This window comes from Arthrobacter sp. MDT2-16 (genome assembly GCF_054510925.1).
Genome location: NZ_JBTNDP010000013.1, coordinates 22,507 through 35,794, shown reverse-complemented (window position 1 = coordinate 35,794; position 13,288 = coordinate 22,507). Strand labels below are relative to the sequence as shown.

The 13,288-nt window shown below is 59.7% G+C and carries 12 protein-coding genes; 4 read left to right on the top strand and 8 right to left on the bottom strand.

Translation table 11 applies throughout. The features are described from left to right. Positions 1 to 263 precede the first annotated feature (263 nt). The gene (locus ACX80N_RS16870; RefSeq protein ID WP_459340307.1) at positions 264 to 944 is read left to right on the top strand and encodes a helicase associated domain-containing protein; all 681 of its coding nucleotides are present in this window, start codon (positions 264 to 266) and stop codon (positions 942 to 944) included. A gap of 704 nt (positions 945 to 1,648) precedes the next feature. Here ACX80N_RS16870 and ACX80N_RS16865 read toward each other — a convergent pair. The 4 genes from ACX80N_RS16865 to ACX80N_RS16850 all read right to left on the bottom strand — a co-directional run bounded on the left by ACX80N_RS16865 (position 1,649) and on the right by ACX80N_RS16850 (position 5,712). Continuing rightward, positions 1,649 to 2,104: a class F sortase gene (locus ACX80N_RS16865; RefSeq protein WP_459340306.1), complete on the bottom strand. Its 456-nt coding sequence runs from the start codon at positions 2,102 to 2,104 to the stop codon at positions 1,649 to 1,651. A gap of 292 nt (positions 2,105 to 2,396) precedes the next feature. Further along, a complete protein-coding gene (locus tag ACX80N_RS16860) occupies positions 2,397 to 2,876 on the bottom strand; it encodes an excalibur calcium-binding domain-containing protein (RefSeq protein ID WP_459340305.1) in 480 nt (159 codons plus the stop codon). Positions 2,877 to 3,204: 328 nt separating this feature from the next. Continuing rightward, the gene (locus ACX80N_RS16855) at positions 3,205 to 4,335 is read right to left on the bottom strand and encodes an excalibur calcium-binding domain-containing protein (protein WP_459340304.1); all 1,131 of its coding nucleotides are present in this window, start codon (positions 4,333 to 4,335) and stop codon (positions 3,205 to 3,207) included. A 669-nt stretch (positions 4,336 to 5,004) separates the two neighbouring features. Next, on the bottom strand, positions 5,005 to 5,712 hold the full coding sequence (locus ACX80N_RS16850) for an 8-oxoguanine DNA glycosylase OGG fold protein (protein ID WP_459340303.1): 708 nt from the start codon (positions 5,710 to 5,712) through the stop codon (positions 5,005 to 5,007). Between the two features lie 130 nt (positions 5,713 to 5,842). On the opposite strand from ACX80N_RS16850, the gene ACX80N_RS16845 reads away from it, so the two are divergent. Continuing rightward, positions 5,843 to 6,178 (top strand): hypothetical protein, encoded by a 336-nt coding sequence (locus tag ACX80N_RS16845; protein WP_459340302.1) that lies wholly within the window; start codon positions 5,843 to 5,845, stop codon positions 6,176 to 6,178. Positions 6,179 to 6,241: 63 nt separating this feature from the next. Here ACX80N_RS16845 and ACX80N_RS16840 read toward each other — a convergent pair whose 3' ends face one another. Continuing rightward, positions 6,242 to 6,523 (bottom strand): hypothetical protein, encoded by a 282-nt coding sequence (locus ACX80N_RS16840; RefSeq protein ID WP_459340301.1) that lies wholly within the window; start codon positions 6,521 to 6,523, stop codon positions 6,242 to 6,244. Between the two features lie 69 nt (positions 6,524 to 6,592). Here ACX80N_RS16840 and ACX80N_RS16835 point away from each other — a divergent pair, with 69 nt between their 5' ends. Then, positions 6,593 to 7,030: a DUF5956 family protein gene (locus ACX80N_RS16835; RefSeq protein ID WP_459340337.1), complete on the top strand. Its 438-nt coding sequence runs from the start codon at positions 6,593 to 6,595 to the stop codon at positions 7,028 to 7,030. Between the two features lie 924 nt (positions 7,031 to 7,954). Then, a complete protein-coding gene (locus ACX80N_RS16830; RefSeq protein ID WP_459340300.1) occupies positions 7,955 to 8,434 on the top strand; it encodes an SOS response-associated peptidase family protein in 480 nt (159 codons plus the stop codon). On the opposite strand, the gene ACX80N_RS16825 is transcribed toward ACX80N_RS16830, so the two are convergent. From ACX80N_RS16825 to ACX80N_RS16815, 3 genes are all read right to left on the bottom strand, one after another. Further along, complete coding sequence (locus ACX80N_RS16825) at positions 8,362 to 9,612, bottom strand: RES family NAD+ phosphorylase (protein ID WP_459340299.1); 1,251 nt, start codon at positions 9,610 to 9,612, stop codon at positions 8,362 to 8,364. The genes ACX80N_RS16830 and ACX80N_RS16825 overlap by 73 nt on opposite strands. A gap of 232 nt (positions 9,613 to 9,844) precedes the next feature. Then, positions 9,845 to 12,190 (bottom strand): AAA family ATPase, encoded by a 2,346-nt coding sequence (locus ACX80N_RS16820; RefSeq protein ID WP_459340298.1) that lies wholly within the window; start codon positions 12,188 to 12,190, stop codon positions 9,845 to 9,847. Positions 12,191 to 12,538: 348 nt separating this feature from the next. After that, the gene (locus ACX80N_RS16815; protein ID WP_459340297.1) at positions 12,539 to 13,159 is read right to left on the bottom strand and encodes a hypothetical protein; all 621 of its coding nucleotides are present in this window, start codon (positions 13,157 to 13,159) and stop codon (positions 12,539 to 12,541) included. Positions 13,160 to 13,288: the final 129 nt, after the last annotated feature.

Sequence of the window (13,288 nt, the reverse complement as noted above, 5' to 3'; positions counted from 1 at the left end):
GAGGAATGAGCTCAAAGCCGTCCACCTGTGGATGAGCCGCCCGCGAGGCCATTGCGGGCCTTCGATACTCTTCACACCATGAATCGCATGCGCCCTTCACGACTGGCGGAGGAGAACGCCAGGGTTCGTCGTGATCCCTCGAGGCAGGCAGGCAGTCAGACAGGCGGGCAGGTGCAGTGCAGCAGGCGGGGTGCGGTGTGTCGGGGCGCAGGCTCAGCACGGCGGGGAGTGGCGGTGGGCGATAAGGACTGGCGTGGGACGTCATGCGTTTCGATGATCTGATCCTGGCCGAGGACGACTATCCGCAGGCTCCTGCCGAGAACAGACAGGAGTGGCTGCTGATGTACTCCCGCGGGGTTCCGCCGGCAGTGATCGCTGCATGGTGCAGGGTCGATGTCCGGCGCGTTCACCGGGCCGTCGATCGGCAGATTGTCAGGCATCCCGAATGGTTCAACCGGTGCTGGCTGATCCACGACCAGCCGGCACCCAGCAGCGCCAAGCGCCGTTTCCGGCGGAATCGGGAACAGGTGTGGTGGGAGCACTACGCCGACATGGCGTCGTATGTGTACCGGGTGGGTGGGTTGCCGGCGCAGAACGACAGCATGAAGGCGAAGGTGCTGTACCGGTGGGTGGAGAACCAACGCCGGACCCACGACGCCGGCAGGCTCACCCAAGACAAGATCGAAGCCCTCGACAGGCTGGGGGAGTGGAGAGGTACCCGTCGCGGTAACGCGAGCGAGTGGTGGACGAAGCGCCTGGGACAGGTGCACAGGTTCCGGGCCGACACGGGCAGGTTTCCGACCTATGACCCGGAACGCCGACCCGATGAGAAAGTCCTCGCCATCTGGTTGAGCCGGCAAAGAACCTGGGAGAGGAAAGGCCTGCTCCGCTTTGACCGCAGGCAACGACTCAATGCACTTCTACCGGGCTGGCTGACACAGTAATACGCCCTGCAAGGGTTCACAATTCAGGCCTGTCAGCACCTCACCCGTATACATAACGGTGAATGACGGCGTTAAAGACCGTCCGGTTGGCCGAGTACCTGCGGACAGTGTCGGCCTGTTTGCAAGCCCCCCAAGGGTCGGCCCCAAGGGGTGGATTCGTCCTGGTGGTAGGGGTCGTGCCTTAGTCCTTGAGGTCGAAGTCCAGGTCGTGCCACCGACGAGCGGGGTCTGGTGGAGGAGCGCATCCGGGTTCGTCGTGATCTCCCTTGAGGCGGACACGGTGCGGCACGGCCGGACATAGGTTCAGCGCGACGGAGGAGTTGCGGTTGCTGATAGGTGCGGGCCTGGGATCCGTTTCGGTGTCCTGATTCTGGCAGAGGACGAATACCCGCAGAATCCTGCCGAGAATAAGCAGGAATGGCTGCTTATATGGTCCCGCGGGTCATCGCCATGTGATGCAGTGTCGATGCTTGGCGCGTCTACCGGACGATCAAGCGGCAAGCGGCAAGGGGTTCGGAATGGTTCGACCGATGCTCGCTGATCCGCGTATATCCCACCCTGGGATCCATCTTGCCTAGGTTATTCGACCGCTACAGCCAGCACTATTACCGGATAGGTCAGTGGGTGGGCACACATCCACCAATGAGTGGGACCTCAGTGCAGAGCACTTCGAGCGAGGCTGGGGGCACGGCTTGTGGTGCTGTCTACGAACGGAGTTTTGCGTAGACGACGTAGTTGTCGTCGAACTCGCCGGTGTCTGGGTCGTACCCGTCGCAGGTGATGAGACGCAGTTCGGATCCTTCGGTGTTCCCGTACACGGTTTGAGTGGGGAAGGCGTCTTTGGAGTACTGCTCGCCGCGCGCGAAAATGAAAACGGCCGTGGTGCCGTCCTCGCGGGTGACCTCGACAGTGTCTCCCGCTTTAAGTTCGCGCAGGTCTGCGAAGACCCCTGGTCCGCCATCGGTTGCGTTGACGTGTCCGAGAAGGACCGCTGGCCCGCGTTCCCCGGGAGTGGGGGATTGGTTGTACCAACCCGCGGGTGCACCTGGGTTTCCTGGGGGTACCTCAAGGGTTCCGTTGTCCTGCAAGCCGAGACTGAGCAATTTTGACTGTGTCTCCGTGGACGGAATACGCACTGATACCGGCTGGGACTCCGCCATGACAGGGGGTGGAGCGGAGGCGGATCCGCCGGCCGCATCAGGTGGTGTTGACGGGACCGGTGCTGCAGCAGAAGAAGTAACACCCGGTGCAAGGGTGGGTGTACTCGAGGGCGCAACCGAGATCGCCGACGGCGGTTTGTCCGCCGGCTCTGCATGGTTAAGAGTGCTGCTCGCGCATCCGGCGAGAATTAAGACAGCGGCCGCCGCGGATGCTAGGTAGCTTCCGCGGCGGCCGCTCAATGACCTGATCACAAGTACAAATATGCCTGATCAGCTCCCGCTAAAGGTGGGACTATGCCTGTCCGGCAACGCGGCGACGAACCACGAAGGTTCCGCCAGCTGCTGCGGCCAGAACAAGGCCACCACCGAGGGCCAGGGCAGCGGTGTTGTTGCTGGTCTCCTGGGTTACACCGGTGTTGGCTGCACCATTAGGCATCGTCGTGACCTGAGGAGGCGTCGTTACGACCTGAGGAGGAGTGGTCGGAGCTACGGTCGGGGCCGGGGTGGACCGGTTGTTCTCGGCAACGATGGCGTCAACGATGCTTGCATTGTAGGGCGGGGTACCAGGCTCGTCGCAGCCGGTAGCATCACCGTCACGGTTGAGGTGAGGTCCGTAGCCGGGTGAGCCGACAGGGATGTTGTACACGCCCACTGCTGCTGCTGCACCGCAGTTCTCGAATGGGAGGGGGGTTGCTGCCATGGCCGGCAATGCTGACAGTGCGGTGAACCCTACGGCTGCAGCGAGCCCAATGGTCGCGGAGGTCTTCTTCATGCGTTGTCCCCTAAAACACTAAAAATGTTGATCCACGTGGGAGAGATGAGTCACGTGTGACCGCTGATACATAGAGTCTAGTCACAGAAGAATATTTTTCTCATTTTTTCGTATGTGGCGACGACCGGTTCGCGGTGCTGCTCCAGTAGCAGTCACGGGTTGGCTGAGGCGGGCACCCCTTCCGTCTTCGCCCGGTGTGGGTGCACGCTTGAGCGAGCTGTTCGGCTCCATCATTTCTTGGTTGCGCGTAAGGAGCTGACTTACGAGCTTGTAGCACATACTCGGCATGCTCAGCACGACCTGGTAATGGGATGAGCTTGGTGGAGGGTTAGCCCCTATCGCAGCCAATGCCGTCGCCGTCACGGTCAAGGTGTGTCCCGTAGCCAGGAGTACCAATGTGGATTGGAGCCATTCCGGCAGCTCTTACTGCCGCGCAGTTCGCGAAAGATGTTGGTGCTGCAGGTGCAGGTGCAGGTGCAGGTGCAGGTGCGGGCGCAGGAGCAGCCGGGGCGGGATCAGCTGGAGCTGGAGCTGCGGGCACCGGGGGTTGCGGCGCATCCGGAAGAAGCGCTCCGTAGTTTCCGTTCTCACAGGCAATTCCGTCACGATCAATGTCGAGAGCGGGGGAGTAGGCAGGCGACCCAATCGGGATGTTATAGAGCCCAGCTGCCGCGGCTTCGACGCAACCAGCTATTGCGCTATCTACTGATTCGTCAGGTGTAGGGGTCGGTTCCGGCGTTGGTTCTGGTGTTGGTTCTGGTTCCTGCTCGTCGGTGGGTGCGAGGATGTCGGCGCATGTTTCGAGGATTCCGGCCATGGCATCGTGTTCGGCTTGGGTTACCCATAGCTCGTAGGTGGCTTTGACCGAGATTTGACGTGCGACATATTCGCAGCGGTATGGCTTGTTTGGGGGGAGCCATGTCGCGGCGTCCCCGTCACCTTTTTGCTGGTTGGTTGGCCCGTCGGTGGCCTGCAGGTTCAGTGGGTCGTTGGCGAAGGCCATGCGCTGTTCGAGGGTCAGCTGCTGGGCGCCTTTTTGCCAGGCATCGGACAAGGCAACTACGTGGTCGATCTGTACTTTCGAGCTTGTTGTCTCCCCGCGCACGAATCTGATGGTGATCGCCGTGTAGGGGTCATCGAGGATGCCCGTGGCAACCTTGCACAGGGCAGGGGTGGCGTACCGGATTTCGCGCAGCTGGGCTTTGAGGATGTCATTTCGGGTGTCACAGTCATTGCCGTCCACATCAGCCCAGGCCGGACCGAACTCGTCCCGGTCGTAGCCAGTCTTGGGAGCACGTCCCTTGACGGGAAGGGTGTCCAACAGTGCGCGGGCTGTCGAACCGTAGGCTGGCTGACCGTTTGGGGCGCGAACACTGGCAGCGTCAACACCGGCTTCATCGACGGTGAGGACCTGTTCCGGGTCAAGTGGTGTGACATCCGCCGCCGATGTGGGTTCCAATGAGGGCTTCGCGGAGACAGTTGATGGGCGAGCTGAGGCAGTGGGAGTGTTTTTCGCGGTGGGCGAGGCATCCGGAGATGCTGTAGTGGTTTCCCTCGTGGACACTTGCCCCAAGTTCGTGGAGTCAGTGACGGGCGGAGGAACGAGCGTGCCAATCACTAGAGCGGCAAGGGCCGCAGTGACGGCGAGGCCACCACCTTTACGACCCGGCAAGCGCATCCAGGATGGGCGACCGGACAACAGGCTATACAGGCCTGTGAACAGAGTGATAAGTGCAACCATCGCCAGGCCCCCACCCATTCCGTTCGCTCGTAAACCAAGAATGATGGCCAGAACGGCGAGGGCGCCGAGGATCCAAGTGGACAGGCCGATACGGTGCTTCCCGGGGCGGGCGGATGCTGGTCCCTTCGGGACAGGACTGGGCCCGGACGATGTGCTCATGAAAGATCCCCGTAAAAAGAAGTGAGACGAAGGAGCGCTTTCTCAGCCAAAGCGGAAGCACCCCGATCGATCCTATGCTCAATCCCAGCTAATGTTTTCGCGTTAACCCTGCCAGGAATGCCCACATGTTCGCAGCTGAGCAAGGTTTGAATGCTGCACAAGCGACTAGGAGCTGCCGATGTAGCAACTGCCTACGCATGCGGGAGTACCAATGGATTGCCTGTCGGTTCAGGTAGTGGGGCTGCGTCGGAAGAGGGCTAGTTCGATCTCGTCCGCCCGGACCGTTCGCTGCATATTGGGGTTCTCGGAGGCTTGTGTAGCCCAGTGGGTGAGGAGGGTGCAGTAGCGCTGGTACGTTTTGGGCCACCACCCAGCTGTGGGGGCATCAGGCCATGCGTCCCGGCGAAGGTTCCGGGAGACCACCTGGTCAAGGATGAGGTGCCTGGGGGCGACCGTGCTTCCCTGGGCGAAGTAGAGGAACTTGGTGGAAAACGCCGGTCCAAACCACGGAATCCGCCCCACACCCCGATTGGTGGTCAGAAGACTGTAGGCCTCCGCGGTTGGGTCACCGTTCCTGACCGAGGTCCACGCGGAGACGAGGAGCTCACCGGCTGTGTCCTGATGTTTGGCGAGTCCGTCCAGTCGCTGATGCAACCGGGATGCTCGTGTTCCGAGCCCCCAGGCGAGGGAGTAGTAGAGCAACTGGAAGGCGTTCTCCCCGGTCGGGTCCTGGTCTCCTAGATCGAACACCTCCTGACGGGTCACCGTGGTCCGGCCCCCGTCAGCGAGCTTCCCGGCGATCACGGGAAGCCCCCGATCGACAAGTGCGCGGCGCCACCGCTCACCATCAACGGCAACAGCATGACCGAGCACCACCTCCATGCCGGGCAGTGTGGCCAGGACGTCATCAGGCAGCAGTGCTTCCTCATAGATCATGAGACGACTCTAAGGTGCGGGGCCGACGAACAAGCTCCATCAGCAGGTGCAACTTAGCTACTTGTTGACATGTTTCTTAGTTTTGCCGATACTTGTTACACATTTAACACGTCATCAAGTAGGAGTAGTCATGCTGCAGATCAAGATCGCCGCCCACCAGTCCGTCGACCCAGCGCAGGATCAGATGGGTCGCACCTGGGTTGGGTACACGCCTGGCATGTCTGAGGAGGATGCCTGGGAGGCTGGGCGTGGTTGTTGGGTGATGAAGGCCAGCCGCGCTATCGATGAGGACGAGGTGCAGATCGTCAACAGTGAAGGAACGATCCTGGCGGTGGCCACGATGAGGGGACTCATCAAGCACGGGAACCGCCTCGAGATCATGGGAGATCTTCTCAAGGGGGATCCTCGGGTCGGTACCGTCGCCAGTCACGTTTCAAAGTCGCAGAACCCCATCTCCTACGTCTAGGACCCCGTGGTCGGTCCCGCCTGAGCCCGATACCGGTAGGCGGGACCGGTCATCACGGTCATCTCAGGGCGCCGTGTCGACCGGGTCCTTTTGATCGCGCCATTCCTGCCAAGCCTTCAGCTCATGTAACCCGAGGTAGCCGTAGTCGTCCTTGTCCTGCAATGCCAGGAGCCTTTCGCGGGTGGTGGGGGTGGCTGCTTGCCAGAGGGCGTCTCGTTCGCGCAGGAGATGCTGCAATTCAATCCAGCGGATCTTGACGAAGCGGGTCCGGGGGCGCTGCCGAGCGGCCTGTCGCATCCTAAGCAGCCAGTACGGTTCGGCCTTGTCATACCCGGAAAACACCATGCACCCACCGTAGGGGTTGGCGAGCCGCTCCTCGGGGACCGGCAGTGCCTGGTTCAGACTGGATGAGTGATGGAACAGGCGTGGAACCAGGTGCGTGATGGTGCACGGCTCGAGGGGTGGACCGAGGCGACCGCGAACGGGTGGGGAGCGCTGATCGCCTGGGTGGCAGGGCCAGCCAACACCTGTCGTGTGCCGGCGGCCGCGCGTGACCGGCACACCGAGGTGCTCGTCCTGACTGACGGCACCGTCGTGCGACAGCCCAGCATGCTTAGCGACGAGGATCTGGCATCCATCGACGACGACATCGACATGTACCTGGCGGCCGCCGGTGTTCCGCCGCTACCACGCGGTTACGCCTGGTTTATCCGTCGACCGGCGCAGTGTGACACGGATGCGGCGTTCTGGTCGGCCATCAACCATGGCGTGCAGGAGGCGGCACCGGATGCCGTCGAGCCCCTCGAGCTACGACTCGTCGTCGACGGCGTACTCCGAGCCCTCTATTCCTGAGGCGTACTGGTTTGGACCGGCCGCATGGAAGTCATAGGCGGCTCAATTCCTCGCACTTGGCGGCGTGACTCTTGTTCTGGCCCACCCTGCGGACAGTACGAGCCAGCACCGACAATCAGACACCGGTCGTTTCTCCTGCTCTAGTCGCAGCCCGCACCCGTGGAGGCTGTGCACGGCCACCGCTCGCTCGAGGCGAGCTACGCGTGTCGGTGACGTGGTGGGTGTGTGCAGGTGGGCCCATTGGTTCCTGCTGTGCGTCATGTGTGCGGGAAAAGCAGCGGAGCGTAGGGAGCTTTTGCCGTGCCCATGTGCGCAGGAGGCTCGTTCACTCTGATAACCCGTACAGCTGTCCGTGGAATTGCCTGATTGGGATCCGACCCGGTTCGCTATGCTCCGCATGACCGCGCTGATAGTGCGCCCGGTACGGGGGCGCATACAAGTACGAGGACTACGAGGTCCTCGGGGTGAGGAGCCCTCGAGCAAGTCGATGTTCAAGACGGCTGCTGGCGCAGCGATACGGCCAACATGGGTCGACGCACCCGAGGGGCGGCCTGGCCGGGAAGGTCATTGGACCATCGCCCGAGAACATCTCACGGACATCGCTGAGGCCGTCGCCATACGCGATGGAAGCGTCGACATCGAGATGCACTACAGCGAGACAGACAAGTGTGATCTACGGTGCAGGAAGGCTGAGGGAGACGACTGCCCATGCTCGTGCGAAGGGAAGCACCACGGCAAAGCTCAGCACGCATCGTGGATTGAGGTAGGAGAGAGCACTCTTGTCCGAGGCGCTGGTACGAAAGTAGTCACGCGTCAGCTCACGGGAGACCAAGCTCGAAAGGACCGAGACCAACGCCTCGTTGTGATGATGCGTGCGCGAGGGTGGTCACCTAGCTGAGACAGTCCCCATCGTGGGGAAGCCCCATGGAAGGGATGGCCAGCATGTGCGGACGCTTCGTAATCGCCGGGAACAAGGCCGCTATCTGGGACGCGTTCAGCGTCGACGGGTCCTTTCAGGACGAGGTGAAGCCTTCGTGGAACGTGGCCCCGATGCAAGGGATCCCATTCGTGTGCGAGCAGCTGCGCGAGGGTGAGCTGGTCCGCCGCCTCGAGATAGCCCGCTGGGGACTCGTCCCCGTCTGGTCCAAGGACCCCAACGCAGGGGCGAGGATTCTCTGCACTAGTGCCTGCAAATCATTGAGCACCACATCGAAGGGATTGTTAAGAAGTCGGTGTCCCTACCGATGCCGCCCGGATGTATACATCAAGGTGGATGTCTCTACCTTCTACATGTCAAAAGTAGGAGTGAAGCAGCTTGGCCGCCAGCAGCATCATGGTTCAACTTGTGGCCTTTTCCGCTTGTCGGGTAGTTGCTGCGCTGTTATAGACCGTTTAATTTCGTAGGTGTGCACGTCGGACGGTTGGAGTGTAAAAGCTGGCTCGAAACCAAAGCGCCATCCGTCGTTGGATAGGTCATCAGTGTCCACCCCGTCAGTGAAATCACTGGCAGAGAAAAAAAGGACATAGGTAGCTTTGGAGTCTTGAGCGCTTTTTAGCTTGATTCCATCGATCTTGTTTTCTGGAACCCATCGGAAGAACTCGGTTACAACCTGGGTGGGTACGTACTCAAGCTCCTCAACGGATCCGGGTTCTAGCGGTGCTGTAATCGCCTCAGCGAACCTTGTAAAAAAGGCCATGATGCCATGATGATTTCGTTTTTCTGCATCAAAGGGACTTGGAAGTTTTGGGAGGCGAGTAAGGTCGAGAACTTTTAATTGTCGCTGGCTGACAAATTTCCCGATTCGAGCGTAGCGCTCTGAGCCATGAGCAGCTAGCTCCCTGCAGGCAGTTATGGGTGACCCTGAGGCGTAGAACATGGGGATACCCGTGGGGCTCATTCGGTTGGATGTTGCCACTGAAGCGGGCGCAGGACCGAGATCTTTAGCCAGATGCATTGGATCATTCGGCCGGCTGACCAAGCGCCCCCTGTAGAAAGCAAAGGCAGCGAGCAACACAGTGAGCAGCCGCAGGGACTCGTTTTCGATATAGGGAAGTAGTGAGTTGAGAAACCCAGCTGAACGTTGCCCCGGACTTCCGTACGAAGTTGACAGCCGATTGTCTGCGAGGAAGACGAACCGCGATGCTGACTTCACATCGTCTACGAATTGGTCCCAACCCAGTACGGTCTCTTCGAGTGATCCTGGATTGTCGGCCCAGCTCTCCTCGTGGATGCAGTCCGCAAATAGCTGCATTAGGTCGTCAGAAGTTGAGTCGAATACTCCATCGCACACGAATTCAACCACGCCCCATTGGTCTGTCGTGTGCTGATCGAACTCATACGGGTCGTTATAGGTAGGGGTGAATAAGCCATTAACCGCCTCCATCACGACCAAGAGAACTGAGTCAAGTGATGTTCTTCGAGTGATTGTTTCGCCACAAAGGCGACAAGCATCAAGATCATCCTCCTCTTCAAGTTCGATGCTCAGCCGTCGATCCTTGATGTGGTCCAGACAGAGAGACCCGTCGAGGTAATCAAATCCACGATCTTCAATGAACTGTGCATATGCTTTCACTCCACCCATCGAAGTATCCTAACTCTTGGAGGTGGCTCGCTAGCCAGGAGACAGGCTGCGCATACACGCGATGTAATCGGCTTCTGGGCGAATGATAGTCCTCGTCTGGCCGCGGCACGTACCAGGGTGGCCAGCCCCTGTCACTCGTATTCCCTTCCTATGCCCGGAATCCAGTGATCTCAATGGAATCTGGCGCCATCCGGCTCTCCGAGTTGAACGCCACTCAAGACAGAGATTTTGACTAGTTCGGAATTGCGAACAGGGCGCCCTCATCGATTTCCAACGCTTGGCACATCGCCGAGAGGTGTTCTGAATCGTTGGCTCGAATGAGGAGAAAGAGTGACCGAAGCACCATGGACGCTTCACTTGGATCGAGCATGGCAGAGACGTTCCCTTCTTCGTTATGTGAGTAAGTGTGGAGATATCGTTCGACGTGTGTCCGTACCGCAGGGTCGTCGAGTGCCTCCATCGCAGCCTTCATCCCGGCGTGAAAATTACCGATGTGCTGCGGATATCTAAAGCTTAGAAACGCCTCAACCATTTTACGAGCGGCGTTTGGAACGAGCGCAAGAAGATCCATGCGTTCAGCAAGGCCGAGCTCCGGTGACGCGTCAGTAACCGACTTAGCTACTCGCGCAAACAGAAAGTGGTAGAGCGAACGTAATCGGCGACTCTGCTTCTTGTCGTCGGTCCAAGGATCGAGTTGCGGAAGCCGGCGTGGCGTACCCGACCGGTGAGGGCGATATCTCATACGAATTTCGTGGATTGTGAAACCGCCTGAAACATGGCGGCCAGCATTCTCTAGCTGCATTACCCACTGTCGGAAAAGTTCGAAGTTGTGAGTTAACAAGATCACCTGACTTGCATACTCGTTTTCAACCAGAGACGACCAAAGGAAGGAAGAAACACCGAACAGAATCCCGTCATCCATGCTTGACACCGGGTCATCGACCACGACTATGGGTTCGTCGCCGGATACTACGCCTCGTCGGACACTTGCAAGAAAATGTAATAGCGCGATTGCAGTCCTTTCGCCCTCACTCAGGTGAGTTGCTGGTGCTCCCGCCCGCTCGATGCGGTAGTGCTTGCCATCGGCGCTTGGTTCAAACTTGAGATCTGCGCGGCCAAGGAGTCTCGCAACATCACTCGTGAGTTCGGACGCCTGAGGTACAGGATCCGCCTCGTGGTTACTTAGGGTGATGATGAGTTCGCTGAGCTGGCGTAACTCAGTAGCGAGCTCCTCCGCCTTCGCATTTTGGTCAAGGACCGCAGCTTTGCGCTGGTCGTAGTCGTCGGCGAGTGACTGAACGCGTGCCAGTTCGACGCGGCGAGCTGCCGCAACTGCTTCATCCGTGTGCGTAGAACGCTTGTGCTCATGCTTGCCCACCACCTCTGTCACGCTTTGGGGCGAGGGAACTAGAAGAGGCGGTAGGTCGATCGATGCGACGGAGAACGGATTTTCCCTTTTGAGTAGGAGCGAATCAGAAATCTTGCGGATGTCATCTTGGAATTGGTCGTTTTGATCACGGAATTCGGATCGAGCCATACGCAATTCCCCTGCAAGATCAGGGTATAAATCTGCGTCTCTGGGGACGCTGTCCACCATCAGGTTGGCGGTTGCTGAGACTTGCTTGACTAACTCAATGTGCGCATCTATACGCGACTGGAGATCGGTGAGGGACTCGTCGAAATGCGCGGCCAAATCACGCCGTCTCTCAGCTGAGATAGCGTTGTCGCAGAAGAGACATGTGTGAATCTCGGCATGAAGTTCGACCCCCTTTTGCACCCATGCGGCACGATCGGAACTGCCCGCAAGCGCCGCAAGCGGGCGTGAGGTCACGTCCGTTTTAAGTAGCTCGATGGCGGTGTCACGAAGATCCGCCGCGTGGGGCAATTGTGATCGATTAAGCCTCGTGTAAGCGTCCTTCGCCTCTGACGTGGCCATCGCTCGATCAGCGGCAATATCGCGCGATGCTCCATCGAACAGCGCACGATCGCCGGCGAGTAGGGCGCGCACGTTCGCCCGTGTGTAGGAGTTGGTTGCTCGGTACGTCGCCACAGGTGATGCTCGCAGGTCATCCACGATTTGCCCCGCCACTTCGGTAAGCCGCTGTTGAAGAGCCCTATCCAGCGCATCTCCCGTTGACCGAGCTTCTCGCGATAGAGGTTCCAGCTCAGCCTTGCGAGCTTCGGCTGTTCGAAGCTGCTCCTCAGCATCGACATTCGATTTTCCAAGGGTAAGGAGGCTGTCGGAGCGCGGGCCGGCGTCGTCATCAAAGCGTAAGTTCTCGCGGACATAGTCTGCATTGAAAACCCGAACGCGTTCCCAGAATGCAGAACTTGCTTGCGTAACCACTCCTGGGCTGCCATCGACGTTCACGTCGAACTCTAGGCCGGCCCGTTGCACCTCCGGTGCGGAACTGGAGCATGCGCGAAAGAGGTTTGCCAGCGTGCTTTTGCCGCTGCCGTTGGTGCCATAGATCAAATTGACTCGACCTAGCTCTGTGGCACGCCCCTCATCAGTCCAGCCCTGGAAGGCGCGGTAGTTACCAACCTTCCGCAGCCGTTTCACTTGTGCGCGCGACATCTAGCCCCCTTGTAGTCGTAACCTCTGCTGAACTGCGAGGTTGTCCTTACGTTCTTGATGAGACCGTACCGGTAGGGGCAGCTAATCATCTCAACCCTCGTAATCGGGGAGACGGCGCAGTAGTGAGGCCCGAGGGCGTTGTGCTCGCTGACTGGACATCTAGGCAAGGGCCGCCTGAGAGGGATGGCAAAAAGGACCGTTTGAGCATCAACGCTTTGCGCTGCGTCCCAGTGTGTGACTTTTCGCCAAGATGGCGGGGTTCTGTACGGGTCGTTGGCGGGGTCAAAAGTCATTTGCCCCGACAAGGCTGAGTCTCGCTGACGGATCCTTCACCGGGACTGGGTGAGGTCAGCTTCGTCGGCGCGCCAACCAGGTGATGCCGAGACCGCTGATGGCGGAGATTCCGGCGACGGACCCCTCAGGTGAGAGCCAATATTGCGGCACGGTGATGAGGAGTATGAGAAGTCCGGATCCTAGTGCGCAGTCCGTCGCTGCGCGCCAGGGTCTGCCGGCGTAGTGGTCAAGGAGTAACAGACCCCAAGGAATGAAGGCAAGCAGATAGGCGACCGGGTTCGGCCAAAATAGGGCCAGCCCAATCAATGGTGCCGCCAGGATGATGCCGAGGACCAGCCTTAGTAGTCGGGGGACGAGACGGTGCGGCCGTGAGCTCGTGGTCAGTTCACTGGATAAGAAGGCCCAGGCAGTGAGCCCAAGGGCCCAGGCGCCGGCCCAGTACCCTCCTCCGAGTGCGGCGATGAGGGCGAGGAGGCTGCCGGGAAGAAGGAACATCCCGACGGCTGGGAGGTACGGCCGGAAGCCTAGGACGGCAACGCCGACCGCGAGATGAAGAGCGCCGTAGACCAGGCCGAGCCAAACGTCGGTGGCGGGGCCGCCGACTTCACCGATATGCATCAGCAACAGTAGGCCAATGCTCTGGACAATTGTTGCGCCGACGACGCGAACCTTCACATCCTCTGCAGCCGTACTGGTACGCAACCGCCCTTGCGGTGTTCCATTCGATGCGTGCAGTGAAGCTGGCCCCATAGGCCCATCATTCCACCGTGTCGAGGACCTAGCTCAAGGATCGCGCCCCAAAGG

What these genes read in the sequence shown, in the direction of transcription:
- ACX80N_RS16870 (WP_459340307.1), top strand. Translation starts at nt 264, where the DNA reads ATGCGTTTCGATGATCTGATCCTGGCCGAGGACGACTATCCGCAGGCT.
- ACX80N_RS16865 (WP_459340306.1), bottom strand. Translation starts at nt 2,104, where the DNA reads ATGGCGGAGTCCCAGCCGGTATCAGTGCGTATTCCGTCCACGGAGACA.
- ACX80N_RS16860 (WP_459340305.1), bottom strand. Translation starts at nt 2,876, where the DNA reads ATGAAGAAGACCTCCGCGACCATTGGGCTCGCTGCAGCCGTAGGGTTC.
- ACX80N_RS16850 (WP_459340303.1), bottom strand. Translation starts at nt 5,712, where the DNA reads ATGATCTATGAGGAAGCACTGCTGCCTGATGACGTCCTGGCCACACTG.
- ACX80N_RS16845 (WP_459340302.1), top strand. Translation starts at nt 5,843, where the DNA reads ATGCTGCAGATCAAGATCGCCGCCCACCAGTCCGTCGACCCAGCGCAG.
- ACX80N_RS16840 (WP_459340301.1), bottom strand. Translation starts at nt 6,523, where the DNA reads ATGGTGTTTTCCGGGTATGACAAGGCCGAACCGTACTGGCTGCTTAGG.
- ACX80N_RS16835 (WP_459340337.1), top strand. Translation starts at nt 6,593, where the DNA reads ATGGAACAGGCGTGGAACCAGGTGCGTGATGGTGCACGGCTCGAGGGG.
- ACX80N_RS16830 (WP_459340300.1), top strand. Translation starts at nt 7,955, where the DNA reads ATGGAAGGGATGGCCAGCATGTGCGGACGCTTCGTAATCGCCGGGAAC.
- ACX80N_RS16825 (WP_459340299.1), bottom strand. Translation starts at nt 9,612, where the DNA reads ATGGGTGGAGTGAAAGCATATGCACAGTTCATTGAAGATCGTGGATTT.
- ACX80N_RS16820 (WP_459340298.1), bottom strand. Translation starts at nt 12,190, where the DNA reads ATGTCGCGCGCACAAGTGAAACGGCTGCGGAAGGTTGGTAACTACCGC.